Source organism: Methanomassiliicoccales archaeon (assembly GCA_036504055.1).
Taxonomy (GTDB): domain Archaea; phylum Thermoplasmatota; class Thermoplasmata; order Methanomassiliicoccales; family UBA472; genus DASXVU01.
Genome location: DASXVU010000048.1, coordinates 23,463 through 50,353 on the forward strand (window position 1 = coordinate 23,463; position 26,891 = coordinate 50,353).

A 26,891-nucleotide genomic window follows, 5' to 3' on the forward strand; every position below is an offset into this window, starting at 1 on the left:
AAAAGGATAAAGGGTTTCAGAGGGAGCCGGATCACTTCTTCTCGTAATACTTGCTCCAGTCGCTCTGGGTCGGACCAGGCATCTCGTAACCTTGTTGAGGAAGTTTCGGCCTCTTCCTGATCATGATCGCGGCAAGGACAACGCCGATCACGATAACCGCTCCGACCATCAGCAGTCCCAATTGGAACAGGTGGGGGATGTTGCCCGAGGCCGAGCCGTCCAAGGAGGCTGCCGCGCCGATGTTCAGGGTGGCCTGCGAGGACACCGAGGGGTCCTGCACTATCAGGCTTCCGCCGGGATAGGTGATGCCCCCCACCAGGACGAAACCGGTGAATATCTCACCGTTCCAGCCCCGCACCATGGTCGGATATCCAGCGATCACCTGGGAATGCGCATGGGCAGCCTGGCCGTCCACGGTGACATTGGTGACCCATTCGAAGGTACCGATCTGGGTCTTATCCCCGCCGAAGGTCATTCTGGGGGTCGACAGGTCCATAGGTCCCTTCATATCACCCACCTTGTTGTCCAGCCTCTCGCTCCCGTTGGATGTTTGGACACTGGCGCTCCCGTCTTCACCGAGATCGTCGATGATCTTCTGATATTCCCTTGCCTCCAGGATGGACGCTGCCGTCAGGGGAATGTAATTGCCCACCAGGCTTTCGAACTCCAGCAGGATCGCCGGGTTCGTGTTGTTGGGGTCGACATCCCATCCCTGGATGGTCTTGTCCCACTTTGCGTTGTAGGAGACGACGTCCTCGCTCACATACTTAGAGTCCAGCTGCTGGATGTTATACAGCATCCGATTGCCGAAGGGGCCAGAAGCGACCGTCAGCTTGTACCGCGGTATGGTGGCGTTGCCTACGTGCGTGTTCGTGGCTGACAGACGGAATGTCAGGTTAAGGTCGTTTAGCACGTTGTCGCCGACGTTCTGGTTTGCTTGAGGGCCGAGATACGTGTAGGACTGGTCGGTGGCCGACAAACTGAAGGAGAAGACGGTCGAGTCACCAGCGGAGGTGTTGGTGACCGCCGTGCTCTTCCAGGCGGTCATCAGGTTCACCATCTTGTACATAGTCTCCGATGAGGTGTAATTGCTGCCCATTATCTCCGCCATCATGTCGTATCCGCGATGATACTGGAGCATGCCATCCTGGTTCGAGTCATTGTACTCGATCAGGTTGTCGAGCTTCACGGCATACATGGTGTACACCTTGATGGTGTGGTTGGCCTGTATCAGCTCGTTCTGCCGATTGTACACCTGAGCCTCTCCCAGATATCGGGCCACAATGGAAACCACATAGATGTCGTTGGGGTTATCCTGTGTTCCCCAGACCACTCCAAAGGCTGCATCGGACCCAAACCTTACGAAGAAGTGGTCCCCACCGCCGAGGATCCCGGTCGGTCCCGCTTCGGTCGTCAAATGCGTGTCCTCTGTGGTGGACGCCGCTGAGGTGGTGACCGGCACCATCGACAACATCATCGCCGCGATCAGTGTGAAAGCCACCATTACGGTCAATTTGCCGTGTGATCGGTTGAACATCAAAGATATCACTCTATGACCATTTAGTGAGATTTTGAATATTTAATCGGGAACATCTGTTTTGCATTAGTTTTGCGTTCTTGCATACCAAGTGCAAACCCAACAAATATACCTTAGACCAGCCGTTTGTCCGAGTGCCGAGGAGCCACATGCCACGTTTGTCCGTCTCGCAGATCGAGCTGCTGCAGCTGCACCTCATGGAGATGGAACCTTACAGGGGAGAAATGGAGGTGCCCAGGGAAGCCTGTCAGGAAGGCATCTCAAGCGAGATGGATTCCGGCCTTCATAATATCTCGCGGGCATTGGCGACCATGGTGGCAGAAGGGTTGGTCGAAAGCCGTCTGTGCCATATTCGCGGGGCCCCCAAACGCAGGAAAGCCTATTTCTTGACCGAGAAAGGGCTCCTGAGCGCTCGGGCCCTCATCAGGGACCTTGAAACTCGTCTCGTGTCCTTCGATGACGGCACATCGGTCCGGAACGTGACCCTCGCCACCGCCATGAAGACAATTGAGGACCGGACCGGGAAGAAGCCAAATCTCACGGACCTGGTGAGAACGGCAAGGAACTCCGAAACACTGATGCTGGAATCGATCTCCAGGCCGTCAAAGAACGTGGAGGTCATGTTCTTCGGCCGTCCGGAGGTCGAGGTCTTTGAGGGACGGGAAAAGGAATTGGCAGAACTGAACGAGTTCATTCTTTCCAAGGAGACATCCTGCGCTCTGGTGGTCGGTCTCCCCGGCATCGGTAAGAGCACATTGGCCTCAAAGACGTTCGAGAGCCAGATGAAACAGAGATCAGCATTTTGGTACACCATCCATGAGTGGGATTCGGTCCAGTCCGTAATGCGGGCCCTGATCGCGTTCTTTCAGAACATAGGGACCGAAGACCGGTTCTCCGACAGCGATCTGGAATTGGATATCGCCAGCGTCTATTCCCCCACCGTCCTGTGTCTGCGGGATAGCCATCCATTGATCTTCTTCGACGATGTCGACAAGGCCGGGCCGAACGTCACCTTGCTTCTGAGCATGTTATGCGATGCGGTTAGCGCAGCCCCTCCCTCGAAGATCGTCCTGGTATCCAGATCTGTCCCTCCCTTCCTGATCTCCACCACCAAGATCGTACGTATCGAACTGAAGTGCATCGACGGGAAGGCATCTTCTGCACTGGCCTCCGCGTGGAACGCCAGGGACCCGATTGCCGCGGTCGAAGAGAGCGGTGGCCATCCGCTGATGCTCAGGCTTTCGTGCGAGGTCGGCATCGAATCCGCCAGGGGAAGTATCGACGACATCCTCGGTGAGCATTTCCGGCGGGTTCTGGGTCCGCAGGAAAAGGACATGCTGGAGTTCCTTTCGGTCATCCGGCTCCCGATACCGGCGAAAGAACTGCCAGGTTTCCTTCCCGAGACGACGGCATCCCTGAAACGAAAGGGCCTGGTCCAAGAGTATGCTGAGGGGGTGGCTGTACATCAGGTCGTCCGTTCCTATTTCGCCTCGAAGACCCCGGATGAGGAAGCGGTTCGGATGCACCGGATCGCCGCCGAATATTGCAGGCGCCGCCCCGGGGAAAGATGGCGCCTGGAAGAGATATCGCAGGACATCGCTGCAAGGGATTTTGAACGGGCCGCAGGGACATTTCTGGAGAACGGTGAGCGGCTCCTGAGCTCGTATTCGGAAGAATCGATGGTGCTGCTCTCCGAGATACCTCTCGAACGGGTGGACGCCAGTTACGGAGCTCACCTGTCGTTCCTCAAGGGCAGGTTAAGTCAGACCCTTGGAAGGCCACATGATGCCCTGGTCCATTTCGAACGCTCGCTCTCCCTGTTAGGGAAGGATCGAGAGGAGGGGGTGAGAGCGTCGGTGCTCGAGTCCTATGCCCGTTCATTGGCGGAGGTGAACCGGATCGAGGAGTCGTTGAAGACCCATCGCCAGGCCCTATCCTATTACGAAAGCGTCAACGACAAGGTCGGCCAGATAAGAGAATGGATGGGTATTGGCTCGGCATGGAGAAAGGCCCGGGGAACGAAGGAGGCATCAGAGGCATTCACAAAGGCGCTGGGAATCGCCAGTGAACGGGGCGACATGGCCGCGGTGGCGGCAAACCTGAACAACGTGGCATTGCTCGAGTGGGAGTCCGGGGACCTGAAAAGGGCGGAGGCCGACCTCAAGGAGTCCATCTCTGTCGCCATGGCAGCGGGTGATGATGTGGGTGAAGGCATCGGGCAGACCAACCTTGCCGATCTGTATCATGTCCAGCTTAGGGAAAGGGAATCGGAGAATCTGCGTTTGGAATCTGCCGAGACCTTCAGGAGGGCGGGGGACATCTCACGGTCGAAGAAGATCAAGGCCAGGTGGGCCCTGGATGTCTCCGGGGCGGGAAGAAGCGCCGAGGCCATCGAGGTACTGGAGGGTTCGATCGGGCCGTCAGGGAGATCGATCAGGACCGGTCGTTGCCTGGTGGCGGAAGGCATAGATGCAGGCGATCTTGCTCTCTTGCTCGCTCTGATCGAAGCGTACAGAGGCACAGGGGAAAGGGACAGGACCGCACGTGCGATAGAATCGCTGTTCCGTCTGGCAAAGGAAATGGAAAGCAAAGACCTGGAGGCCCAAGCCTGGATGGAGGCGGCCATCACCGATGAGGCATTCGGAGACCTGGCATCAGCCCTGGGAAAGCTCAACAAGGCCGGGAACGCCCTCAGGGAATTGGGCAACAGTGAAGGCCTTGGAGCGGTCTACCTCAGATCGGGGATGGTCCGCCTGCAGTTGGGAGAGAGAAGCGAGGCACTGATCGACCTCCGAGAAGCGGTCAGGCACGCCGAGCGTTCAGGCAACGCGGGTGCATTGGCGGCTGCTCTGGACGAGCTCGGAGAGGCGCTCGGTTCGGTGTCACCAGAAGGCAGGGGATGCCTGGAAAGGGCAAGACAGCTCCGGAAGGATGGCAGGGCTCAGGCATACGATCGGTAAGGATCCTGTTTCGATCATTCCTTGACCGTAGAGGCCCTCCTGCTGTTCCATACGTAAAGACCGAAAACGGCCACAATGGCGGCGTTCGCTATCAGGCCCACCAGCAGATAAGCATACCCCGTGGCCCCGCTGGCGATGCTGAACACCGGAGTGATCAGCCCAACGGACGCCCCTATCAGGGCGGCGGCACCGGCCGACATGGCGACCAGAATGAGGATGAAGAAGAAATTGCCCCTGATGGCATTGTTCAGGTCATCCTCCGACGCCCCTCTTCCTGCCAGTGCCTTCCTGACCCAGACCAGGTGAAGGTGGGAACGGAAAAGCAGGCTGGCGCAGAGCAGGACCACTCCATTCATGAAAATGTAGATCTGGGGCAGGTCGTTGGAGAAAAGACTGAAATTGCCCGGCATCCCCATCAGATACATCCAGTCGATCTTCGAATAGAACAGGATCGCTGGTATGAGCATCGTCCATCCGGACCTCAGGGTGGATCTGAGCCTCTTCTCGCTGAAGACCCCGATCAGGACCACGAAGAACATCAGGCCTACCAGGATCAGGTCGGTGTTGAATCCGACGCCCAGCGCCCGGAAGAAGGTCGAGGCGGCGGATCTGATGTAGACATAGAATCCATAGTTCATCAGAGTGATGACGCTCATGACAAAGGCCAGTAGAACCACCAAGGTGGTCACCGCCCTGGGCAGCGGATCGGGGCGGTCCTTGGATGAGTGGTCCGCCATATTCATTTCCTCCTCAGGCCTTTGAGCATGAGATCGTTCAGGCTCTGCCTCCGCGGATTCCAGGGAACCACTCTGATGCCCGGTCCAGCCAGCGACCTGATGGAAGCGAGCGACAGCAGATCGGTCGCCAAGGCCGCTGCCTCCTCCTCCAGGTTCGTCGGTATCAGGCTGTTGCCATCGACATGCAGGACCAGCACTTTTGATCTGGGTCCGGAGGACATGCGCATCTCACGGATGCCGGCCCGCATCTCCTCCACGTTCTCCTGCCTGACCATGGTGATGACTATGAACAAAGGGCTGGACCCGACCAGGTGCCCGCGGCATGACCGCACGTCCTCCTTCAGCCTCCCCCTCAGCCTGGTCATTTCCAAGCCAAGCAACAGCTTGGAGACCATTGCTCTCTGTCTCCTCCCTACATCAGGCAATATCTGTCGGCCCGAGTTGAAGACCTTAAGCCCGACCCGGCAGTTCCTTGCCAGATAGAATTGGGACAGACCGTTCGCCGCCTTGATCCCGTGCTCGAACGCGTTCTCCACGCTGGAACCCACGGACATCAGTTCCGAGGCGTCCAGGAATATCCATACCACCTGCTGGCCCTCTTTTTCGTACTCATTGACCAGAGGGTTGCTGATCTCCAGGTCGGCACTTCTCACGCTGGCCTTCCAATTGATATGCCGGAACGGGTCTCCGTTGCGGTATTCGCGGATCTCCTTGAAATCGGTGGTGGTGGACCCCAATTTGCTGGCTGCCCCTAATGGCATAGGTATCCGGGACAGCAGCCTCGGGTCCCTCATCTTCCTCATGTCCATCGGCCTCTGTTGGACCAGCAGTTCGACCGGATCCAGTCCGGGAACGATCTGGTTCTCCTGTAACCCGGCCAGGTCGATGGATTCGATCTTCGAGTTGCCGATGGTGTACACGCCTCGTCTGGTGCATTCCACGCTGTACTCCGTCCTCACCTGGAGCGGTGCCCCCGATTTCCAGAACACCCGGAAGTTGTTGCCCTCCGCCAGTCGGAAATGGTCTGGCAACGAATCCCCCACCGTCACTATCCCGAGGCCATCCCGGATGGACAGGTCGGAGATGACCTTCATGTTCTCGTTGACATACGCATTCAACCGAGGTGCAGGGCGGGACATGCTCATCTCGGTCGGAGATTGGTAGAGCATGGAGAGGACCACGAACAGCATCGGCAGGAGCGATAGCAGCACTATCAGCACGTTCCCCAGGAATATCCCGAACACCAGCAGTAGGGCGAAGGTCTTGAACTCGATCGAGACCCGGGGCAGCATGTGCTTCACTTCCGGCCGAAGTCCTTAGGGGCCGGGGTCCGGGTCACAATGGCATCGACCACCGATTGCGGTGTGACCCGGTTGTCGATCTCGTATTCCATCTTCATGATGATACGGTGGCACAAAGCGTCGCGGACGAAGAGCTTCACATCGTCCGGCGTGACAAAATCCCGACCCATCATCGCTGCATGGGCCCGGGAGACCTTCAAAAGCGAAAGGGAACCGCGGGGAGATGCCCCCACCTCTACCGCCTCGTGCTCCCTGGTGCTCCGTACCAAGGTGCTCACATAGTCCAGGACCTGGTCGTCCACATAGATGCCCTTCTCGACCAGTTCCTGCATCTCCACGAACTTGGACTGGTCCATGGCCGCCACCAGGCGGTCCACGGGGTCGTCCGCCTGCCACCGGATCCGCCTACGCATGATCTCGCTCTCCAACTGGACGGTCTTCACATAGCCAGTGGCCATCTTGAGCAGGAACCTGTCCATCTGGGCCTCAGGCAAGGGGAATGTCCCCTCCTGTTCGATAGGGTTCTGAGTGGCTATGACGAAGAATGGTTTGGTGAGCTGGTGGGTCGTGCCCTCGATGGTCACCTGCCGCTCCTCCATGGCCTCCAGGAGTGCAGACTGGGTCTTCGGAGGGGAACGGTTGATCTCGTCCGCCAGAAGTATGTTGGTGAACACCGGTCCCTTTTCCAGCACGAACTCGGAGGTCCTGGGCCTCCATATTCGCGTGCCCAGGATGTCCATGGGCATCAGGTCCGGGGTGAATTGGACCCGTCCCCAATTGCACCCGGTGACCTTGGCGAACACCTTGGCCAACAAGGTCTTCCCCAGCCCAGGCATGTCCTCGAAGAGCACATGCCCGTTGGCCAGCGCCGCGCACAGAAGCTTCCTGAGGATGAGCTCGTCCCCCACGAACACTCCGCCAGTCGAATCGATTATGTTCCGAGAATGCTGTCTGAATTCCTGAATGTCCATTCTATCCCTCTACGATCCCAGCTGGTTTGGTGCGTTCGGACATCAGATAGCCAGCCCCCAGCACCTGCGCCGTCTGGTCCAGCGCATCGAACGCTATCCTGGTCCTCTCGTCCTTGGTCACGGCCTCCTCGTTTCCCAAGGCCCACCTGAAGGTGAACTTCTGTTCTTTGACCGTGTAACGGACCACTCCGCCAATGACCCTCTCGATCCGATCGGGGTCGGCATGACCCTGGACCAGTACCGTAGTCAGCAGGACCACCAAGGGTTCCTTCCGGCCCTCGAGGACGAACCGGTCCACTACGCTCTGGGCATATCCGGTGTCTCCCCGGTCCTGATATATTGATTGGACCAGCCGGCGCGTGTCGCAGAATTCCTGCTGAACCTCGCTGGAACGGAAGAACGACATGACCTTGAAGACCACCGCGATGACCACTATGGCGACCACGATCCACTCCCCCAGCAGGGTCTGGTCCGGAGCCGTTTTCGATATGGCATCCCTGAGCTTCAGAACGTAGACGAACAACAGCATCAGGACGACGGTGACAATTATCATGTTCGAGGGACTGTGGAAGAAGCGTCCGATCGCCCTTACGAATGGGTTGCTGTGCTCATGAAGGATCCCGAGCAGTGAAAGCAATCCCACCATCATGGCCACCATGAGGGGCACTCCCCGCAGCAGGTCCACCGTCGACGTCATCGTCACTCCCAATTCCAAGGTCAGGCCCAACATCACGATGACCGCCGCTCTGCCTATGAGCCAATAATGGTCGGAATAGGCCTTGACGATGTATGCGACCATTGCCAGGAAGCCGGTAAGAATGAGAAGCAGCCCGGATTCCGTAGCGCCCTTGGGCGAGTTGGGGAAGAAGATCAGGAGCAGACCGATCAAGAGCGCCAAGGTCAGCATTTGGATACCGTTGCGAAGAGAATCCGCCATCTTTCCCCTGTTCAGAGCTCCGATCAAGCCCGATGCCAGATAGCAGGCCGACATGGCACATATTGCGGGGAACACGAACCATAGGTTGATCCTGCCCCCCTGGGGGCTCAGCACCATCAGCACTCCTGCGGACATGATGACGATCGCTAGGGCGATTATGGATGTCAGAGCGATCTTCCTTCTGGCCGACACCTTCCCATCCCTGTCCCCGGGTGCCTTGTTCGAAAATTTCATGGGTTCAGCTCACCTGATTCGCGGCCCGGTACATGCTCTCATACTCCGGCCGGCCTACCGGCCTTTGACTGAACTCTGCTATCTCGAAAAGGGAGATCACCACGTCCAGCTGTCCATGTCGGGAAAGGTCCAGTTTAGGTTCCATTATCGACTGCAGCTCCCTGGGGGCCATCGAATCGGTGACGTTCGTGTCGCCGGCCTTCCATGAGTCGAAAGCCTCTCGGTAGAGCCTGACCGTTTCCTCACGGTAGTCGACCGTCTGGACCAGGACCGTGGTGGTTCCCAGCGGACCCGACACAGAAAGAAGATGGTCTCCCTTCGGAAGAGTTATGGTGAATTCCCCAGAACCGGATTCCAGGTTCATCTTGGAGCCGTTCCCGTCTATATCCATGTGCAGTTCCCCAGTCCCGCCCGACACCTGAAACCGCATGGGGTCGTTCTCCCCCCATACGGGGGGCAGGTCCTCAGCGATCTGGGGGAATTTAAGTTGATATGGAGAGGTCGGCAACCGGGACACGCTGGCGGCCGCAGTCGGAAACAGTCCCCGGGCGGTATGCCCGATCCTTTTGCTGCGGAATAGCATGAATATGACAAGAGTCAGGACAGCTAACGACCCCAGCACGGCAACGATGATCCAATCCGTGGGGGAACCCCATCCCGGTGGCGAGTAATGGATCACGGCCGACGATGGCTGGTAGATCGAGTTGCCTGTGAAGTTGACCACATAGTCGTCCTCGCCCACCAGCGAGAACTCCGAGCCTACCTTGCTGAGCCCGTTATCGATATTGGTCTTGTCCGAGCGCTGCAGTAGAATGGGCATTGAAAGCATCGCCTGGTTATGATCGTTCAGCAGGGTTGCGTTGACCTGGTTTCCTTCCAATGTCACCTTCATGGTGGTCATCGACTTCACGTTTAGGTCGATCTCGCAGCGCTTTATGCTGGGAAGGTCGAACACCATTTTACTCGGGCCGAGAGCGTGATCACCGAATACCGGAACGATCACATCGACGCGCCCCATCCGATCCGTCACAAAAGCCCCGACGCTGTTGTCCTCGAAGTAGACCAGCACGGAATGGAGCGCAACCGGAAGTTCCGAGGCGTGGACCAGAACGAAGAGATGATTGTCATATCCTCTTACCAGATATTGTGGCGCGATCTCCACCGAGATGTCAAGCACGGTCACGGTCTTGTTCACGATGGTCCCATAGAGGGTGCTGTTCCCTCCATAGATGACCTGGAGACTGTAGACACCCGGCATTGTCCACCTGAGGTTGAAGTGCCCCGTTCCCTCCGAGTCCGTCTGGTTATAGGAATTGAGCTCCTTCAGATACAGGGTGGCATGTTGGACCGGCTTCGAGGATGCGTTCTCCAGGAGAGTGAAATTGAATTCATACGTGACTCCCATGATCACTCGGTCAGGGGAATCGGTGATGAGTTTGGTGTCATCCGTAACCTTGACCGCTGGGTCGCTCTCGGACGGCTTGTAGGTACTGTCCCCCAAGGACCTGGCGATCAGCTGGTAGTTGCCCAGTTGAAGTTCGTCGGGGATTAGGCAGTTGGCGGTGAATATTCCGCTGCTCACCTGGCCTGCACCGATGAAGTACCGTTCCGTGGTGGTCTTGCTCACGGCCACGAAGACCATGACGGAGACTCCGGAAACAGGCCTCAATAAAGTAGTGGTCACCGTGCCCTTGACCAGGAACCCCACCCCCTTCTTTATAAGGAATTGGCCAGAGGGGGAGGTGATGTCGGTTATCGTGTCGATGGCCGGGCTCTGGTCCGGCCTCGAGGTGGCGTTCAGGTCGATGCCGTCCTGCTGCCCACCGTCCACCTTTATCGTCCGGTTCTCACCGCCGATGACGTTCGTGTTCGTTCCGGGGAATGTGCTGACGTTGTATTTGCCGGGGTCTACCTCGGTGAAATTGTAGTTACCGGAAGCGTCGGTCTGTGTGGTCCCTACCAGGGTGCCGTTCCCATCATACAGCTGGACCCCCACATCGGCCCGCCCTTCGCCTGGATCCACCAGTCCGTTCCCGTCCTTGTCATCGAAGACCGTACCGCTGACGTTCCCACCATTCAACGTGATATTTTGATCGGTGCCGTTGGGAATAGCCGGTATATCGAAAACCGGCGGTATCGTGGTGTTGTTCAGGTCCGGAAGGTCGGGGATCTGACCAGGATCAGTGACGTTGATGTCTGGAATGATATCGGTGGGGATCTCGCGATCTCCATCCTGGGTGTTGAGATTCTTGGTCAAAATGGGGGATGTGGCGATCTGGTTGAAAGCGCTGCCAAGGGCCGCCACCAACACTATCGCTGCAATGATGACGATGATGGCCCTATAGAGTGGTTTCATCGAGGATCTCTCCCGACCTCAGTTCTGTCTTCTTCGTCATAGAACAGAGCAGGTAGAATAATCAATCTTTTCTCGGGATTCTTCGCATGCTCGCTTCCCAGCATCCTCACGAAGAATCGTCACGTTCACGATCATCTACGAATGGTGCATTCAGGACCGCTATAGCCTTACGGGCCATGAGGATCTCGGGATCACAGTTGCTTTCGATCGAACATCCTTATCGTCACCGCCAATAGGAGAGCGGTCACCAAAACTCCCGGGACCAGAGGCAGCAGTGGCTGGCCAGGAACCAACAGTCCGGGCAACGCCGCCACGACCGAGAGCTGATTTGCCCCATAGATGACCAGGATTATGCCGGTCAGCATGGAGTTGGCGAAGAAGCCGATCAAGACCCCCGCGGAACAGGCGATGGCGGTCATGGATAATGCCATTATAAGAGCGTTCACCGAGACGGTCAGCACATCGTTGGTGAATGCTCCGTTCCGGGCCAGGTCGAAGAGTGCGCCGAAGACCAGCGCAATGATGCCTGCGGCGGTGACGCACACGTAGGTCGCCAGGAACTTCGATAGGACGATGTCTCTTCGCTTGACCGGGCGTATTATGAAGAGGTCGAAGACATGCCGGCTCTTCTCGCTGATGATCGAGGAGACCAGCATCGCCGCCGAAAGCATCCCCCCGATGGAACCGATGAGGATAGCGGTGAACGCGGCGAGGGACATATCCTGGCTGGTAGGCGAGGCGTAATAGATGATCAGGGTGAGCACCGGCAATCCCACCCAGAGCGTCAACATCACCTTGGATTTATAGAAACCCCTGAGCTCGTCCCGGAACAGTAACCCGAGGCTCATGCCTTCACCCCTGCAAGGTAGTTGATGTAGATGTCCTCTAAAGTCGGGACGATGGGCGCGACCTTCCGGATCCTGCCGCCTTTGGTCAACACGTCCCGGATCAGCCTGTCGATCACCTGGTCGGCATCCGCTTCTGGTGCCAGGCAGATGATGTAGCGGCCCGGTTCCGGATTACCGATCACTTCTATGCCATCTCCGGTGCCGACCGCTGACCATTCTTTAGATCCGGGGGCCAGCACGATCTCGATCTGCTTCGGGACCTTGACCCTTTCCTTGATCTCGGACATGGAACCCACATATCCCATGTGACCATAGCTGAGGAAGCCGATCCGGTCAGCCAGGTCCTGGACGTCGTTAAGGATATGTGAGGAGAAGAATATCGTTGACCCTTCCTTGCGCAGGTCCTGGAAGATCTTCTTGAACTCGAACCGGGCGGTCGGGTCCAGCCCCGCCATCGGTTCATCCAGGATCAGTACCGATGGCTGGTGCAGTATTGCCTGGGCCATGCCTACCTTCTGCACCGTTCCGCCAGAAAGCTGGTTGATCTTCTTGTGTCTGAGCTCCGGGATCCCTACCCGTTCCAGTGCCGTCTTTATGCGGGAATCAAGCTCGTTCTCGGATATGCCTGACAAACGACCAAAGGTCGTCAGGGCATGGTCCACGGTCCTCCATTCCTGGAATCCGATGGTCTGCGGGAGGTATCCGAGCTCCTTATTGATCAGCATCTTGTTGTTCCTGATGGATTGTCCTTTGAACCTGACGTCCCCTTCAAAATCGGTGAGCAGGCCGACCAGTATCTTGATCGTGGTGGTCTTTCCGGAACCGTTCGGGCCTATATAGCCGAAGATCTCTCCGCTCCCGATACTGAATGAGACATCCTTCAAGGCCACAAAGTTACCGTAGGTTTTCGTTACCGAATCGATCGCCAGAAACGAATTGTCTTCATTTGCCTGGTTCATTATGACTCACCGATGGGCAGAGAATGGCCAGGTAAGCCTTATGCTTTTCTTTGTTCCTTTGAGTCATACCGAAAACTGCGGTCTTGCTGTGAGGGCCGAATGTGCGGTTGGGAGGATATCGAACGACGATCCAAAGTTCTCTTTGGCGTTCCATGGAATGAATCCACACTAGCCTTGTATCTTCATTAGGCCAGCCTAAATTATTTTTCCATGCAATAGAAAAGCTTTATGTTCCCACCAAAGATTCAGGTCTCAATATGCTAGCGGGTGCAGTTTTTGACTCCTAAAGAGAAGGTCGCTTTCTTCTCTGTCGTCGCCGCTATAGGGCTAGTGGGCACAAAGATCGTTGTGGCCGTTTGGACCAATAGCCTGGGTATCCTGTCTGAAGCTCTGCACTCCAGCATAGACCTCATAGCCGCCTTCGTTACATTGGCGGCCGTACGCATGGCCGAGCGGCCTGCGGATTCAGACCATCATTATGGCCACGAGAAAGTAGAATCGCTGTCCAGTTTGTTCGAGACCGCACTTCTGTTCGTGACCTGCGGTTGGATCGTCTACGAAGCAGTCCACCGATTGATATCGCCGGTAGAGGTGGACGTGACGTACATCGCCATCGTTGTTATGGTTTTCTCCATCATCGTGGACTTCACAAGATCAAGGGCACTTCACAAGATGGCAGTGCGATACAAGTCGCAGGCACTTGAGGCTGACGCTATCCATTTCTCGACCGATCTGATCTCCTCGGTGGTTGTCATCCTTGGCATAGTGGTCACCATGGCCGCCACATCCGGAACGATACCGATCGAGTTCCGTGCGTTCGACTCGATTTCTGCGTTGGGCGTGGGAGTAATAACCGCGGTGATCGGCTACCGGCTCTGGAAACGGTCCATCCATACACTGATGGACGGCGCTCCCGAAGGGATATCCGAGCTTGTTGCCGATGAGGCGATGAAGGTCAGGGAGATCAGAGGGGTGAATCAGGTCCGGGTGCGGGAGACGGGTCCAAAGGTCTACATCGACTGCACCGTCTTTATCGACAAGGTCATCCCTCTGGAACAGGCCCATCGGGTCACCGACGACTTCTCCAGAAGGATCCGGAAGAGGGTGGACAACGCAGTGATCATGGTGAACGCGGAGCCGTATTGCGTCGAGCCCACCGATCTGGTCGACAAGATCCGGGCAGAGGCGGCTGACTTCAAGGAGATCAAGACGGTTCACAACATAAACGTGTCCGAGTTCGACAACGATACCGGGGAGGAATTGGAGGTGGATTTCCATCTGGAGCTGGACGGGGATCTCTCCCTGGACAAGGCCCACGCCATCGCGACCCGGCTTGAGAACCGCATCAAGACCCTTGATCAACGCATAACCAACGTCACCACCCACATCGAGCCTGCTGATTGCCATTCGTGCGGCCTCAAGAGCATCCGTGTGGGGGAGGAAGGGATGGCGCGTTCGATCAAACAGCTGGTGGGAACATTCCCAGAGATCGAGGACGTGACCAGGATATCGGTGCAGAAGACAGAGGGAAAGATCCGTGTCGGCATGTGCTGTTCCTTCGGGAGCACGCACAGTGTCAAGCAGGCCCACGACGTCGCCGAGAAGCTCGAAGGGGTCATCAGGGCCAAGCATCCGGAGGTCGATGTGGTTTCCATCCACATGGAACCCAGCAACCGCGCGGTGATATGATCGATCCGAATGGAAACCCGATCTGATCGTATCCATCATGCGGCTCCATTTACTCAACGTGCAAGGTTCAATACGTTTCTTGTAGGGACGATCGATCGGATCGTTCAGCCGTGACTGTCATGGTGCCGATCTCGCTTTGTAGAAACGAGAATAGCGAAAATGCCATTGTCATTCGATCATTCTGCCCACCATTGTGCTGAGGTGCCCTATCTCCCCAGGAAGTACGCTCTTTTGGCAATAGATCCAGCCATCTCCTTGGCTGGTCAGCTCGAAGCCTAGGTTTCGTGCCTCAAGGGCTATGTCCAGACCGCGATAGCACTTCTGGAGGTCTATCGGATGGCCGTCTTTCAGTACGCAGACCAACAGCTCAAGGACCAACATCGTTGCCTCATCCGAACAGCACGCGCAAACTCCCAGACGGCCGTTCTCTCCGCTTCGCAGGTTAAGGTAGGTTTCGCCGTCCTCTGAGATTCTGGCCTTGGCCATGATCGATTCCAGGTCCATATCGGCCCATTCCATGGTGGATCAATCCTCTCTCGGGGTCATGTCTCTCATTGTACGTTTCAGGATGGCGATCAGCAATGCAGAGCCACCCCTCTTGCCCAGCCCGATCTTTGCAGGGAAGTAGTAATCCGTTTTGTCCCTGTAATACTCATAATCGGCTGGCAGGTGTTCGCGTGTTGATTCGGATACCGATTTGAAGAACCGGAAGCCCATGTATGAACCAAGCGAGACCCTGGGTTCCTTCCGCTGTAGTTCATCATAGAAGCGGTCTGCTGCCTTCTCTATCCTTTGCTGGTTCTTCCGGATTGCCCGGTCGTTCATTGGCCAGGGAAGCTTCATGGCCTGCAGCTCGGAGACGATCTCCAGTCCTCCGATCGCCATGCTCAGCGACTTCGTGGTCCTTTTAAGGCCAGAACCTCCGTTGGCTACCAGCATGACCTTCTTTTCGAAGTATTTGGGGCGATGGTGTGTGTAAGCGAACCGGTCAATGAAGTTCTTCATCAACCAGGAAACATCCTGGACGTACCCGGGCGAGACCAGTATGATGCCATCTGCATCTTCCATGCGCCTTTCGATGGCCAACCGGTCCTCTCTCATCGGGCACCGGTCCTCTCCCTTGGAAATGCATTGGAAGCATCCCCGGCACAGCCCCAGGTTCACATCCTTCAGCATCAGGTAGTCGAACTCCACCCTACCGCGAGCGTTCATATGTCCTTCGATGGCCTTGGTCACCTCGAACCCGTTTCCATTGCCCTTCGGGCTGCCCATTATTGCCAGTACCTTCATGTACATCCTCACTCCACGAACGTTGTCTTGACGGCCGAGCTCGGCATGACCTCCGAGACGAACAGAGCGATCAATGCCAGATCGATCCCTATGGCGGCCATCCAATAGATGTTGAAGAATCCAAATAGCAGGCACAGGGAAAAGAGTGACGATGACACGATCATTCTGTTCCTCATTACTGCCCACCTCCGGGTCAGAACGCTGATTCCCGAAAGCATGAAACCAACCGCCGCCAGTCCCACCACGGTGATCCCGATGCCGATGACGATGTCGGCCCCGAGACCGAGCGTCGTGAACACTGATGTCGACGGGTTCAGCATCCACAGGCCCGGAGATCCATCCGTGTTCGGGGCCAAAGCAACTGCCAGGTGAACCAGTCCGTGCACCATCATGAACAGTCCCATTATCCGCCCATTTTTGATCGAACCGCCAGAATTCCTTATGAACTTCATGTTTCTCACTGTAGCGAAGATGGTGGCGGGCATGATATTCCCGCGTTCACAGGGCCGATGACGTTCCTCACATGAGGAGGAGAGTTTTCTTCATTCCATCAACAAGGACGTTGAAAGACCTTTCATGTCATATTGTCTGGACGCTTCCCTCCGTCCAGGAGATGGTCGCGCCAGGTCTCATAGTATCGTCCTGCATAGATTATCTGCGGGACAGCGGAGCGCACACGGTCGCTCTTCTCTATCTCCATCAACAGCAGTTCCAGGTCATGCAGGGTGTTGGTCCAGGCTAACATGACGATCGTGTCAGGGAGATTGCTGAAGGTGCGGTAATATCCGACCGCGGGAGCGAAACGCCGCACGAAGCCATTGCCCAAGGTCATCTTGTCCGATCCATTGGTGAGCGTCACATCGATGATGGTTATGATGTTCCCGGAAAGGCCAGGATGGAGGCCAAGCGAGAATTCTATGGAGCCATCATCGATCATCCTGTCCAATCGCCGCTTCACCGTCGCCGCTGTTACGTTCAGCTCGGAGGCGACATCCGCCACCGGTTTACGGGCATCCCTCCTCATGGAGGAGACGATTCTCTTGTCCAGCGGTGAGAGTTCCTGTCGGGCCTCCGGTCTCGAGATCTCCCCTGCCTTTCCTGCCAGGCCATGCGAGACGATCGCCACTCTGGGCTCGGGCATAGCGGCGGACCTCCTGACAAACGAGACGAAGGATTCCAATTCCGAGATGTCGTGGAGGAGCGCCGTCACGAAAAGCACTTTACCACTGCCGAACAGGACCTGGGATACCCGGCCGTCGGCGTGCAGTTCCGCGATCATGTCCGCCCTCGAGGTGAAGTGGGACTCGCCCTGGACCATGACCTCCACCGCCTTCAGGTATCCGAGGGAGATGTTCGTCCCGAATCCGAGAATGATCCTTTCCTCCATCAATATCTGGATCCGGCGGTGGACGGCCTGCACCGATACGTTCAGGCGATCGGCGAGCTCCCGGTAGGGAAGCCTGGGCTCGAAAAGAAGCATCCTGATCAAATGAAGGTCGGTTCCGTCCACTTCCCATTGTAACCGACCGAACGCATATGAAGGTTACTTTATCGGAGACCACAAAATGGAGGCCTGCCATGCCAGTTCCATTGATCAGTTCAGCCAATGAGTGACCTTGGATATCTCAACCACGACCGGTCCCCCTGAGATATCATAGTGAAGGGTCCAGATGCCGAAACCGGTCTGTCCGGTGCCCTCGGTCCTGTTCGCGGGAACTCTTTCGCCCATGGCATGGTCCGTGGCGTCTTGGGCCACTCCAGAACTCCCTTTTGTCACCAGTGAACTTGCCGATGAGAGAGCATAGGTGCATGACCAATCTGTGTTCGTAAATAGTGGATAGAACATGCACTCAACGATCTCCCAGCTCTCATCCACGTTGAATGGGATGGAAGTGTTGTCATCGATCACGATGACCTTCTTTATGACCTCATAGGTCCCATGTCCCTGGTATTCCATAGGTGTCCTTTCGTAGATTTCTCTTGTGATGTTGGTCGATGTGCCGCCCTGGATCATTTGGGGGAGGATGGCACCAAGGACCATCCCTACAATGAATACGCCCACTACTATCGCCGATGCCACCTTTTTCGACCGCTCCAAATCTCCCCCTCCTGAAATCCTAGATAATTAAATATTATACCGTATTTAAATATGATGCATGTTTTCTATTTGACGAAGAACCCGCAAACTTATTTCGGCTTGACTTACATCAATGGATTGAGCCCATGGTCAAACTTCGCTATCTCGGTCATTCCGCATTCACCATCTCTGACGTCCGCAACACGGTGATCATCGATCCGTTCCTCACCGGTAACAGTGAAGCATCGTTCCGGGCCCGGGACATCGAGGCCGACCTTATCCTGGTGACGCATGCGCACAACGACCATCTGGGTGACGCCATAGAGATCTCCAAACGTTCAGGCTCACCGATCCTATGTTCCTTTGAGCTGGGGATGTACTGTGAATCCCAGGGGGCCAAGGTGATTAACGCCCATATCGGGGGGAAGTTCAAATTCGATTTCGGCTCGGTCAAACTGTTTCCCGCTCTGCATTCGTCCTCCCTCGATGACATCCATCCCCTTGGAACAGCGGTTTCCTTCATGATCAACATGGAGGGCAAGAACATGTACCATGCCGGCGACACTGCCTTGTTCGGGGACATGGCCTTGATAGCGGAGCAATACAAGATCGACGTGGCCATGCTGCCTATCGGAGGCATCTATACCATGGATTCGGAGGATGCCGTAAGAGCGGAGAGGCTGCTGCGGGCAAAGAAGGTCGTCCCTATGCACTACGGCAAATGGTCCGAGGCGGACCCCTACGAGTTCCGCGACCGTATCGGGGAACAGGGCATCGGGACTGCGGTGGTCATGAGGCCCGGGGATGCGATAATCGTCTGATCAACGGCCTTTCAACCATTTGATTCTGGAGTAAAACGTTTATCCTCACTCACGATGTATGTGCTGGGTTGAACGAATGGGTACGCGCATTGCCATTATCGGAGGCTTCCTGGGTGCGGGCAAGACCACCTTGATCAATAAGATCGCCAAGGGTCTGAGCGAGGATGGCAAGACCATCGGTCTGATCATGAACGATCAGGGAGAGGCGTTGGTCGACACGCAGTACTCCAAGGCGAACGGTTTTGAGACATCGGAGGTTCTGCGCGGCTGCTTCTGCTGCCGATTCAACGATCTCATGGCCTCGGCCAGGAACATCGTCTCCCGGACCCGTCCCGACTTCATAATCGCCGAGCCAGTGGGCTCTTGCACGGACCTCCTCGCCACGGTCGTGGCCCCGCTGAAGCTGATGTATCCCAACGAGTTCGAGGTGGCGCCATTGATCATAGTGGTGGACGCACCCCGCCTCGCCGAAGAAGGGCTGGACCCGGGCACGCTCAGCGGCTATCTGAGGAAGCACCAGATCGAGGAGGCGGAGCACATCGTCATCTCCAAGATCGACATGGTCTCCAGGGAGGTGATGCTCAAGCTGGTCGACGCGGCGAAGAACTACAACCCGCAGGCGGACGTGATACCCTACTCCTCCGTCACCGGCCATGGTCTGGAAAGGATCATGGGCGTCATACGTTCTGGAAAGCGCAGCGACCGTCAGCCCATCGATATCGATTATGATACGTATGCCATGGCCGAGGCGGAGCTGGGCTGGTACAACGGCACCTTCAGCTTCCATGCCCTGGATAGGGTGGACACCTATGATCTGGCCACTAAGATCATCCGCGCCATCTCATTGAACTATGAACCAGAGGACATCGCCCATGCAAAATTGATGGTGACCTCGGACACGAACTCCCTGAAGATGTCCGTTGTCTTCGATAACATATCGATCGACGGTATCAAAGGTTCCAGATACGCTGAGGGCAGGGTCAAGGTCACGATAAACGCCCGGGTGGTGTCGTCTCCCGACGATCTTCAGTCCAATATCCGGAGCGCAGTATTCCAGGCGATGGATTCGATAGGCAAGCGTTCGGAAGGTTTCGCGGATGAATGTTTCGCGCCCTCTAGGCCAAATCCAACCCATCGGATCGTCGATTAGAGGAAACCGGTATAATAGCGCCTTTCAACGGTTTCCCTATTGGACTACAGACTCAATAATTAAATAGCCCGCGGTTTGATATGAACCTAGTGTCATCGAATTACAGGATCGAGATAGCCTACATTGACCCCGAGACTTACTCGTCCATTGTAAATCATGACATGAGAAAGCGCATCCTGCGAACCCTTTACACTTCTACGAGGGACGCCCCCATATCCAAACAGGACCTGGCGGACAAGTTGGGGGTCGGCTACCACCAATTGGTCTACCAGCTGAACAACCACCTCAAGGATTTCTGGGCGGTGCGCGAGGAACGAAAGGTCAGGGGGACGAGGATGGAGCTTATCGAGCCGGCGAAACCATCCACCGTGTACATAACCTTCGGGAAGGATAACGGTATCTTCCTGGTGGACCCGATGGCCAACCTATTCGGACCGTTGTCCCGAAGCGGCACCAGGTGCGATACGTGCTCCTTCGCGGAAACGGCAAAGTGCATGACCGCGGTAAGTTCGAGCTGTTCCTGTGCTGTGGTTCCCAACGAGGCTGAGAAGAGCATACTGATCTCAAACGGCCGGAAGATACCATTCAAGCCGATGGACCATGCCATACTGTGTGCCATCAAGGGAATACCGCAGGGAGACAAGTGCGTCCTTGAGATACCCGGCGAGGGTTGCGCTTTCCTTCGGCAGCCGATGATGATCAAGAACTGATCGATGGGCGATGACCTCTCGATGGTTAGTGTCCGAACCCCGATTCTCGCATTGGTCCGCTTTTTACCTCTCAATTACCCCCTACGGCCCGTCGGAGTGGCGTAAACACCCGTTAGTTATATATTCCCGGGACAACTAAGAAAGAACGCAAAGTTGGGACGGGGCAGGAATTGGTAACAGTCGATCAGATGAACAGAAAGATCATCGGTCTTCTTCTGGCTGATGGTAGGATGACATACAACGACGTTTCTGTTAAGCTGAGACGTTCCTCATCGACGGTAAGGGACCGGATCCGCCGCCTGGAGGACGACAAGGTCATCCTGGGCTACTACGCCATCGTCAACGCGGAGCGCATGGGGATGAACGCCGACGCCATCGTCCTGGCCAACCTGAACCATGAAACGAGCGCGGCCGACCTCAAGAAGCTGGCCAAGATCGAAGGGGTAAGGGAGGTCCTTCAGATATCCGGTCAGAAGAGGATACTTGTCCGTGTTTCTGCCTCCGACAATCACTCGCTCGAGGACATCGTCACCCGGGAGCTGATCCCGATGGGATTGAAGGACATCGAGCTGAAGGTCGTGCTGGATTCCGTATCCCGACCGCCCGGTCTCTGACGTTCAGATGTTCGTCTTGTCATAATAACCGCTGAACGGCCGCGAAGAGGACGGGTGGATCTTCACGAAATTGGAATAGTCTCTGCCGACCGGCTCGCCGAAGTATCCTTCGAATTCCTCGATCAGTGAGGTAAGCTCGGCCGAATCCTCCTCCGTCACCGGGGAAATGATGGCACCCGGTCCCAGCTGGCGGCTGGTGACCTTGCCCCTCACATATATCCGGCCTCCATGCATGCCGGCGCCGATATTATGGCCCACGGGTGAATCCACATGACTGCGGAGGCCCAGCACCAGTATCGTCCCACCTGCCATGTACTCGCCCAGATAGTCCTTGACCGTCCCCCCGATGACCAACGAAGGCCTGGTCTTTCCGAATTCCTTCATGTGTATCCCGACACGGTATCCTGAGGAACCCTTGATCATGATCGTTCCGCCCCGGGCGGACAGGCCAGTGACGTCCCAGGCATTCCCATGAATGATTATCTTGCCGGAGTTCATGGTGTTGCCGGTCATGTCCTGGGCATTGCCCAGCACTTCGATCGTCGGTCCGTTGAGGAATGCCCCCAGGCTGTTGCCCGGGGTCCCGTGGACCACTATGCGAAGGTCGGTACCGCTGGCCGTGGCGCCGATGTACCGCTGCCCCATGACCTCCTCGATGATGATGGTCCTAATGTCCGAGGCGATCGCCTTTCGGATGGCGCAGTTAAGCGTTTTGTAGTGCAATGGCCCCTTCCCCGTGTCCCTGCCGTCGGCACGGATGGTGGCGACGCCTTCTTTGGTGAAGGTGCAGTCCTTGCCGCAGTCGCACTCGTCCGCATGGTATTCGTAATCGATATTGGACATCAGCCCCACCCCTCTCCCACTGTCTTGAGCCCCATCACTTCCGCTATCTTCGGGTTCGGGCCCATGTATCTGAGGCGGTCACGGTTTCCCACCAACGATTCGACCGAGTCGATGCCCATGCCGCCGATGACCTCACGCAGCTCCTCGTTCCATGCCCTGAACAGCCGTACCACACGGGCCGCGGCCTGCTCTGGGTCCAACCGGGCCATCAGATCCTCCCTTTGGGTCGCGATTCCCCAGGGGCACAGTCCGCGATGGCACTGTTGGCATACCCGGCAGCCCATGGCGATCATGGCTGCGGTCGAGACCATGGCGATGTCCGCACCGAGGGCTATGGCCTTGATCATGTCGGCGCTGCATCTTATGCCACCGCCGGCAGCGATGGTGACCCGGTTGCGCAGCCCTTCATCGGTCAACCTCTTGTCCACCACGGCGATGGCCACCTCGATCGGGAGACCTGCATTGTCCCTTATGACCCTGGGGGCTGAGCCGGTCCCTCCTTTGAAACCGTCGATGGTGATGAAATCCGCCCCGGCTCGGACGATGCCCGAAGCGATCGCTCCGACGTTATGGACGGCGGCGATCTTCACCCCGACCGGACGTCCGTACTCGGTGGCCTCCTTGAGCACGGAGATCAGCTGCTGAAGGTCCTCGATCGAATAGATATCGTGGTGGGGATAGGGCGACAGCGCGTCCGTCCCAAGCGGTATCATCCGGGTCTCGGAGATGAGCTTGGTGACCTTCTCGCCCGGCAGATGTCCGCCCAGGCCGGGCTTGGCTCCCTGACCCACCTTGATCTCCACGGCCGCGGTGTTCTTCAGGTAGCTGGCGTTCACGCCGAAACGCCCTGATGCGACCTCCGAGCAGATGTGGTCCGCATAGACGTAGAAGTCCTCGTGCAGTCCGCCTTCCCCAGAACCGGCGATGATGTTGAGCTCCTTGGCGGCCATGAACAATGCCTTCTGGGTGTTGTAGGACACGGAACCAAGTGAGACGTGCCCTAACATGATCGGCATGTCCATTTCGATTATCGGACCCTCGCCGCCGCACAGCTTCATGTGCTCCCCTTCGCATACCTCGATCCTGCCCGGGCGCCCGCCCAGATAGGTCCTGGTCTCTACCGGTTCACGCAACGGGTCGATCGACGGGTTGGTGACCTGTGCGGCATCCAACAGGATATCCTCGAAAATGACGTCGTACGGTTCGTCGGTGCCGCAGGAGGAGAGAAGCACACCGCCGCTGTTCGCCTGTGCATAGATCCCGCGCCTCATCCTCTCGGTCCAGTTCCCATGAGGCGGGAATTGCGACGGCAGCGGCCTGATCTCGATGGCGCTGGTCGGGCAGACCGCGATGCACCTGCCGCAGGCCACGCAACCTCCCTTCGGTACCACCTTGTTGTCCCGCACGTCGATCGCCTGGAACGAGCATTCGTTCACACAGCGCTTGCACTGGACGCAGGTGTTGTAGTTGATCGTCGGCATGAACTTCTCTGGCAGTCTGGTCTCCATGCGCTTAGGCCGGTCGGTCTTTTCGCTCATTGCTTAGCCCCCTGGAACGGATGCTCGATCCCCGCCCTGATGATGCCCTTGCCCACCTGGGCGATGAAAGGGCTGCCGGCATTGCAAGTCCAGGTGATCGCATCCGGCTGAACTGTCCGGACCGCGCACTCCTCCGAGGCGCAGAACGCCAACCGGTCGTCCGGTGACTTGCCCACCAACATCGGTCTAAGCTTCTTGCGGTCGGCCAGCGCGATCAGGGTGATCTCTGGCTGGGAACGGCCGACCAGGATCGAGAACGGACCGTTTAGGAACGCCTCCCGATAGGCTATGCGGAGCCAGGTGGCCAGCTTCCGGCTGTCAGGATCCAGTGTGGCTATCTCTTCATGGGTCCATGGGGCCATGGCGAAGGCCGCAGCCTGGATGGGCAGTTTGTGCTTGCGCACCAGCAGGTCCCAGATGTAAGACACGACCTCGGTGTCGGTCTGAACCGTGCACTTGTAGCCGTTCATCTCGACCAGCTTCTTGTTCACCCCGTAGGAGGTGATCTCCCCATTGTGGCATACTCCCCAATCGAGAACGCTCATGGGATGGGCACCCGCCCACCACGCCGGAGAGTTGGTTGGGAATCTGGAATGGGATATCCAAAGATTGCCGCTGTAGCGGGATATGTCGTAGAAGTCGGCGATCTCATAGGAGTAACCGTTACCCTTGAAGACCGCCATGTTCTTGCCCGAGGATACGATCTGGGCCCCGTTCATGGTGGAATTGACATGCATGACCACCTGGATGATGAAGTCGTCCTGGGCCAGTTGCGTATTGCCAAACCAATCCTTGCCTGGTTTGGGTGTGACGAAGTATCTCCAGATCTTGGGAAAGGGAGGGGTCATGGTCTGGACCGGACGGGAGTAGACCTTCTCTGCATGGTGGATCTCGAGATAATCCTTGAAGAACTCCTCCACCCGCTTCTTGATCTCCTCGTCATCGAAGAACACCTGAAAACAATACTCGTCAAGGTGCTGCGGGAACAGACCGTAACATGCATAGCCTGCGCCCAGTCCATTCTCCCTTTCGCCCATGGTCCTGAGCATCGACCCGATACGGTTACCGGAGATCGTGCTGCCGTCCAGTGCCATCACTCCGGCGATGCCGCATCCCCCCATGAGGTAGGTGGACCCGGCGGGCCTGGCGGCTCCGTAAGCATATTCTGGTTTGGGGAGCGGGTTGCTTGCCCGTGACACACATCTGTGGTGACGTTCATCACCGAAATTTTCCATATTACTTGCTCCTGTTGACGACGAAATCTTTCCCATGGGATGGTCCGATGAAGAACGGTCCTCGCATCAAAGTCTCTGTAGTTGTCTCCATATGAGTTATTATACTTTCCAGAGAAACCCGCTGCAATGGCGAACGAAACCCTCCCAAGTCCTGGGCTGCCTTCTGTGGGTGGGGGCACCTATCGTCCATATTTGAGCGGGGGACCATCGCCCGCTGCTAGTTCCCGGAGATATATATGCATCATTGTTTTATTGATTCATATGGGAATACAGCTCCAATTCGACTGTACAATTGTCTAGTTTATGGTGCAGTTGTCCGAATCTCATAGTCATTTAAGCGAAATATTTTCATATTATCTAGCTATTTGTCTAGTCACTGTAATTCAGAATCACAAATCCAACATTGATTCCCCCGAGGATTTGTTCATATGATTCTGGCAAAGCTTAAGTTCGGCGTGAACAATTAAGCTCCGCAGTAGGTCACAAGTAAAGGTAGATTCCCATGTCTTCGGCCCGGATCGCATTGGTACCCCAGCTCCCAGATCTTGACAAGATACGTCAGATGAGGAAGAGATTGAACCTCTCGCAGCGTGAATTGGCGAATTTGGCAGGAGTAAGTCAATCGCTGATCGCAAAGATCGAGCGCGGTAGCATCGATCCATCCTATAGCAACGTGCGCAAGATCCTCGTGGCCTTCGAGGAAGTGCTCAGAAGGCGCAAGGTCGAGGGCATGAAGACCGGGAACCAGCTCACCGTGGGCGATCTGGCCACCCGCGGGGTCATCCATGTGACCCCAGACCAGACGATCGGCGAAGGGACCGAGAGGATGATGAAGGGGCGGTTCACACAACTGCCAGTGATCGTCGGTGAGCGGGTCGTCGGTGGCATAACCGATGACAGGATCCGTGACTATACCATAGAGGAAACTAAATCTGGCCGGAAGACCTATGATGAGGTCATGAGGACCAAGATCGAGGAGATCATGGATGAGCCATTTCCCATACTCTCCGAGGACACGCCCATAGACCTTGCCTCGTTCCATCTGCAACGCGAGGAAGCTATCCTCATCTCTCGAAAGGGTCAGATCGTAGGTATCCTCACCAGCGCGGATTTCCTCAACCTTGGCCTTAACCAGTAAAGCTAGCGGTCAATATGCTCAAACATATAGTCATGTGGAGGCTGAAGGAATCGGCCGGAGGCCGGACGAAGGAACAGAATGCCATTCAGGCAAAGGAAATGCTCGACCTTCTCCCTTTCAGGATCAAGGAGATAAAGAAGCTAGAGGTAGGGATCAATGTACTGAACACTCCGACCTCCTATGACCTGGTCCTCATCGTGGACTTCGCGAACATCCTGGACCTCCAGACATATCAGGCGCATCCCGAACATGTCAAGGTGGCCGATTACGTCCTCAAGATAAGAGAGACCCGGGCCGTCGTCGACTACGAGTATTAATCATCGATCCACATCTCGGTGTGCAATGAAGAAGAAAGATCTGGAGATCCTCTTACAATCCATCCCGCCATTTGACAGGCCGAAGGCTTCGCTGGAGCAGTACTCGACACCATCAGTGATCGCGGCGGACTTCCTTTTCACGGCCTATGCCGATGGGGATATTGCAGACAAGGCCGTGGCTGACCTGGGATGCGGGACCGGGATACTGGCCATTGGAGCTGGTAAATTGGGCGCGAAGCGCGTGATCGGGGTGGACCTGGACGAGAACGCCATCACGCAGGCCAAGGCCAACGCCAAGTTCATCGGGGTGGATGTCGACTTCCTCAACCTCAATGTGATAGATTTCGACGAGAAGGTGGACACAGTGGTCATGAACCCACCTTTCGGGTCTCAAAAAAGGAACGCGGACCGGCCCTTCCTCGACACGGCGATGACCGTCGCAGACACGGTCTATTCCATCCACATGACCGACACCGTCGACTTCCTGGCCAAGTATATTTCTGACCGTGGTTTTTACGTGGACTACCAGAAAAGGTATAAATTCGAGATTCCTCATATGTTTTCGTTCCATACGAAGGCTAAGAAGTGTTTCGACGTTTCGCTTCTCTGCTTGCGCAGAATTGGGTGAT

At 56.4% G+C, this 26,891-nt stretch carries 25 protein-coding genes; 9 read left to right on the top strand and 16 right to left on the bottom strand.

The genetic code is table 11. From position 1 onward, the window contains the following. Positions 1 to 31: 31 nt before the first annotated feature. Positions 32 to 1,537 (bottom strand): hypothetical protein, encoded by a 1,506-nt coding sequence (locus VGK23_12335; GenBank protein HEY3421330.1) that lies wholly within the window; start codon positions 1,535 to 1,537, stop codon positions 32 to 34. A gap of 149 nt (positions 1,538 to 1,686) precedes the next feature. On the opposite strand from VGK23_12335, the gene VGK23_12340 reads away from it, so the two are divergent. Then, positions 1,687 to 4,497, top strand: a complete 2,811-nt coding sequence (locus VGK23_12340) for an ATP-binding protein (GenBank protein ID HEY3421331.1) — start codon at positions 1,687 to 1,689, stop codon at positions 4,495 to 4,497. Between the two features lie 14 nt (positions 4,498 to 4,511). On the opposite strand, the gene VGK23_12345 is transcribed toward VGK23_12340, so the two are convergent. From VGK23_12345 to VGK23_12375, 7 genes are all read right to left on the bottom strand, one after another. After that, a complete protein-coding gene (locus tag VGK23_12345) occupies positions 4,512 to 5,234 on the bottom strand; it encodes a hypothetical protein (GenBank protein HEY3421332.1) in 723 nt (240 codons plus the stop codon). A gap of 2 nt (positions 5,235 to 5,236) precedes the next feature. Then, positions 5,237 to 6,526: a DUF58 domain-containing protein gene (locus tag VGK23_12350; GenBank protein HEY3421333.1), complete on the bottom strand. Its 1,290-nt coding sequence runs from the start codon at positions 6,524 to 6,526 to the stop codon at positions 5,237 to 5,239. A gap of 5 nt (positions 6,527 to 6,531) precedes the next feature. Next, positions 6,532 to 7,506: a MoxR family ATPase gene (locus VGK23_12355; GenBank protein HEY3421334.1), complete on the bottom strand. Its 975-nt coding sequence runs from the start codon at positions 7,504 to 7,506 to the stop codon at positions 6,532 to 6,534. A 1-nt stretch (position 7,507) separates the two neighbouring features. Beyond that, positions 7,508 to 8,677: a hypothetical protein gene (locus tag VGK23_12360; protein ID HEY3421335.1), complete on the bottom strand. Its 1,170-nt coding sequence runs from the start codon at positions 8,675 to 8,677 to the stop codon at positions 7,508 to 7,510. A gap of 4 nt (positions 8,678 to 8,681) precedes the next feature. Further along, positions 8,682 to 11,033, bottom strand: a complete 2,352-nt coding sequence (locus VGK23_12365; protein ID HEY3421336.1) for an SdrD B-like domain-containing protein — start codon at positions 11,031 to 11,033, stop codon at positions 8,682 to 8,684. A gap of 191 nt (positions 11,034 to 11,224) precedes the next feature. Beyond that, positions 11,225 to 11,881 (bottom strand): ABC transporter permease, encoded by a 657-nt coding sequence (locus tag VGK23_12370; protein ID HEY3421337.1) that lies wholly within the window; start codon positions 11,879 to 11,881, stop codon positions 11,225 to 11,227. Then, positions 11,878 to 12,840, bottom strand: a complete 963-nt coding sequence (locus VGK23_12375) for an ABC transporter ATP-binding protein (GenBank protein ID HEY3421338.1) — start codon at positions 12,838 to 12,840, stop codon at positions 11,878 to 11,880. The genes VGK23_12370 and VGK23_12375 overlap by 4 nt, the downstream gene beginning before the upstream one ends. A gap of 276 nt (positions 12,841 to 13,116) precedes the next feature. Between VGK23_12375 and VGK23_12380 the strand changes: the two genes are divergently transcribed. Next, positions 13,117 to 14,529, top strand: coding sequence for a cation diffusion facilitator family transporter (locus tag VGK23_12380; protein HEY3421339.1), 1,413 nt, complete (start codon positions 13,117 to 13,119; stop codon positions 14,527 to 14,529). Between the two features lie 168 nt (positions 14,530 to 14,697). On the opposite strand, the gene VGK23_12385 is transcribed toward VGK23_12380, so the two are convergent. From VGK23_12385 to VGK23_12405, 5 genes are all read right to left on the bottom strand, one after another. Beyond that, positions 14,698 to 15,048, bottom strand: a complete 351-nt coding sequence (locus tag VGK23_12385; GenBank protein ID HEY3421340.1) for a hypothetical protein — start codon at positions 15,046 to 15,048, stop codon at positions 14,698 to 14,700. Positions 15,049 to 15,054: 6 nt separating this feature from the next. Then, positions 15,055 to 15,825, bottom strand: coding sequence for a flavodoxin family protein (locus tag VGK23_12390; GenBank protein HEY3421341.1), 771 nt, complete (start codon positions 15,823 to 15,825; stop codon positions 15,055 to 15,057). Between the two features lie 2 nt (positions 15,826 to 15,827). Beyond that, the gene (locus tag VGK23_12395) at positions 15,828 to 16,304 is read right to left on the bottom strand and encodes a hypothetical protein (GenBank protein HEY3421342.1); all 477 of its coding nucleotides are present in this window, start codon (positions 16,302 to 16,304) and stop codon (positions 15,828 to 15,830) included. Between the two features lie 89 nt (positions 16,305 to 16,393). After that, on the bottom strand, positions 16,394 to 17,329 hold the full coding sequence (locus VGK23_12400) for an Lrp/AsnC family transcriptional regulator (GenBank protein HEY3421343.1): 936 nt from the start codon (positions 17,327 to 17,329) through the stop codon (positions 16,394 to 16,396). Between the two features lie 84 nt (positions 17,330 to 17,413). Beyond that, positions 17,414 to 17,917 carry a hypothetical protein gene (locus VGK23_12405; protein ID HEY3421344.1) on the bottom strand — a complete coding sequence of 168 codons (504 nt, stop codon included), beginning with the start codon at positions 17,915 to 17,917 and terminating at the stop codon, positions 17,414 to 17,416. A gap of 125 nt (positions 17,918 to 18,042) precedes the next feature. Between VGK23_12405 and VGK23_12410 the strand changes: the two genes are divergently transcribed. The 4 genes from VGK23_12410 (at position 18,043) to VGK23_12425 (ending at position 21,191) form a co-directional block, all read left to right on the top strand. After that, the gene (locus tag VGK23_12410; protein HEY3421345.1) at positions 18,043 to 18,717 is read left to right on the top strand and encodes a metal-dependent hydrolase; all 675 of its coding nucleotides are present in this window, start codon (positions 18,043 to 18,045) and stop codon (positions 18,715 to 18,717) included. Positions 18,718 to 18,793: 76 nt separating this feature from the next. Further along, positions 18,794 to 19,867, top strand: coding sequence for a GTP-binding protein (locus VGK23_12415; GenBank protein ID HEY3421346.1), 1,074 nt, complete (start codon positions 18,794 to 18,796; stop codon positions 19,865 to 19,867). An 80-nt stretch (positions 19,868 to 19,947) separates the two neighbouring features. Then, the gene (locus VGK23_12420) at positions 19,948 to 20,577 is read left to right on the top strand and encodes a hypothetical protein (GenBank protein ID HEY3421347.1); all 630 of its coding nucleotides are present in this window, start codon (positions 19,948 to 19,950) and stop codon (positions 20,575 to 20,577) included. Between the two features lie 170 nt (positions 20,578 to 20,747). Next, a complete protein-coding gene (locus VGK23_12425; protein HEY3421348.1) occupies positions 20,748 to 21,191 on the top strand; it encodes an Lrp/AsnC family transcriptional regulator in 444 nt (147 codons plus the stop codon). Positions 21,192 to 21,194: 3 nt separating this feature from the next. Here the strand turns inward: VGK23_12425 and VGK23_12430 are convergent, their stop codons facing one another. Genes VGK23_12430 through VGK23_12440 form a run of 3 tightly spaced genes read right to left on the bottom strand, consistent with a single transcriptional unit; the run spans position 21,195 to position 24,771 of the window. After that, entirely contained in the window at positions 21,195 to 22,034 is an 840-nt protein-coding gene (locus VGK23_12430; GenBank protein HEY3421349.1) for a hypothetical protein, read from the bottom strand. Next, positions 22,034 to 23,572 carry a glutamate synthase-related protein gene (locus tag VGK23_12435; protein HEY3421350.1) on the bottom strand — a complete coding sequence of 513 codons (1,539 nt, stop codon included), beginning with the start codon at positions 23,570 to 23,572 and terminating at the stop codon, positions 22,034 to 22,036. The genes VGK23_12430 and VGK23_12435 overlap by 1 nt, the downstream gene beginning before the upstream one ends. Continuing rightward, positions 23,569 to 24,771: a hypothetical protein gene (locus tag VGK23_12440; protein ID HEY3421351.1), complete on the bottom strand. Its 1,203-nt coding sequence runs from the start codon at positions 24,769 to 24,771 to the stop codon at positions 23,569 to 23,571. The genes VGK23_12435 and VGK23_12440 overlap by 4 nt, the downstream gene beginning before the upstream one ends. 538 nt (positions 24,772 to 25,309) lie before the next feature. Between VGK23_12440 and VGK23_12445 the strand changes: the two genes are divergently transcribed. Genes VGK23_12445 through VGK23_12455 form a run of 3 tightly spaced genes read left to right on the top strand, consistent with a single transcriptional unit; the run spans position 25,310 to position 26,890 of the window. Continuing rightward, positions 25,310 to 25,945 (top strand): CBS domain-containing protein, encoded by a 636-nt coding sequence (locus VGK23_12445; protein HEY3421352.1) that lies wholly within the window; start codon positions 25,310 to 25,312, stop codon positions 25,943 to 25,945. Positions 25,946 to 25,959: 14 nt separating this feature from the next. Next, positions 25,960 to 26,262, top strand: coding sequence for a Dabb family protein (locus VGK23_12450; protein ID HEY3421353.1), 303 nt, complete (start codon positions 25,960 to 25,962; stop codon positions 26,260 to 26,262). Positions 26,263 to 26,287: 25 nt separating this feature from the next. Next, positions 26,288 to 26,890, top strand: coding sequence for an METTL5 family protein (locus VGK23_12455; protein ID HEY3421354.1), 603 nt, complete (start codon positions 26,288 to 26,290; stop codon positions 26,888 to 26,890). Position 26,891: the final 1 nt, after the last annotated feature.

What these genes read in the sequence shown, in the direction of transcription:
- VGK23_12335 (HEY3421330.1), bottom strand. Translation starts at nt 1,537, where the DNA reads ATGTTCAACCGATCACACGGCAAATTGACCGTAATGGTGGCTTTCACA.
- VGK23_12340 (HEY3421331.1), top strand. Translation starts at nt 1,687, where the DNA reads ATGCCACGTTTGTCCGTCTCGCAGATCGAGCTGCTGCAGCTGCACCTC.
- VGK23_12345 (HEY3421332.1), bottom strand. Translation starts at nt 5,234, where the DNA reads ATGGCGGACCACTCATCCAAGGACCGCCCCGATCCGCTGCCCAGGGCG.
- VGK23_12350 (HEY3421333.1), bottom strand. Translation starts at nt 6,526, where the DNA reads ATGCTGCCCCGGGTCTCGATCGAGTTCAAGACCTTCGCCCTACTGCTG.
- VGK23_12355 (HEY3421334.1), bottom strand. Translation starts at nt 7,506, where the DNA reads ATGGACATTCAGGAATTCAGACAGCATTCTCGGAACATAATCGATTCG.
- VGK23_12360 (HEY3421335.1), bottom strand. Translation starts at nt 8,677, where the DNA reads ATGAAATTTTCGAACAAGGCACCCGGGGACAGGGATGGGAAGGTGTCG.
- VGK23_12365 (HEY3421336.1), bottom strand. Translation starts at nt 11,033, where the DNA reads ATGAAACCACTCTATAGGGCCATCATCGTCATCATTGCAGCGATAGTG.
- VGK23_12370 (HEY3421337.1), bottom strand. Translation starts at nt 11,881, where the DNA reads ATGAGCCTCGGGTTACTGTTCCGGGACGAGCTCAGGGGTTTCTATAAA.
- VGK23_12375 (HEY3421338.1), bottom strand. Translation starts at nt 12,840, where the DNA reads ATGAACCAGGCAAATGAAGACAATTCGTTTCTGGCGATCGATTCGGTA.
- VGK23_12385 (HEY3421340.1), bottom strand. Translation starts at nt 15,048, where the DNA reads ATGGAATGGGCCGATATGGACCTGGAATCGATCATGGCCAAGGCCAGA.
- VGK23_12390 (HEY3421341.1), bottom strand. Translation starts at nt 15,825, where the DNA reads ATGTACATGAAGGTACTGGCAATAATGGGCAGCCCGAAGGGCAATGGA.
- VGK23_12395 (HEY3421342.1), bottom strand. Translation starts at nt 16,304, where the DNA reads ATGCCCGCCACCATCTTCGCTACAGTGAGAAACATGAAGTTCATAAGG.
- VGK23_12410 (HEY3421345.1), top strand. Translation starts at nt 18,043, where the DNA reads ATGGTCAAACTTCGCTATCTCGGTCATTCCGCATTCACCATCTCTGAC.
- VGK23_12415 (HEY3421346.1), top strand. Translation starts at nt 18,794, where the DNA reads ATGGGTACGCGCATTGCCATTATCGGAGGCTTCCTGGGTGCGGGCAAG.
- VGK23_12420 (HEY3421347.1), top strand. Translation starts at nt 19,948, where the DNA reads ATGAACCTAGTGTCATCGAATTACAGGATCGAGATAGCCTACATTGAC.
- VGK23_12430 (HEY3421349.1), bottom strand. Translation starts at nt 22,034, where the DNA reads ATGTCCAATATCGATTACGAATACCATGCGGACGAGTGCGACTGCGGC.
- VGK23_12435 (HEY3421350.1), bottom strand. Translation starts at nt 23,572, where the DNA reads ATGAGCGAAAAGACCGACCGGCCTAAGCGCATGGAGACCAGACTGCCA.
- VGK23_12445 (HEY3421352.1), top strand. Translation starts at nt 25,310, where the DNA reads ATGTCTTCGGCCCGGATCGCATTGGTACCCCAGCTCCCAGATCTTGAC.
- VGK23_12450 (HEY3421353.1), top strand. Translation starts at nt 25,960, where the DNA reads ATGCTCAAACATATAGTCATGTGGAGGCTGAAGGAATCGGCCGGAGGC.
- VGK23_12455 (HEY3421354.1), top strand. Translation starts at nt 26,288, where the DNA reads ATGAAGAAGAAAGATCTGGAGATCCTCTTACAATCCATCCCGCCATTT.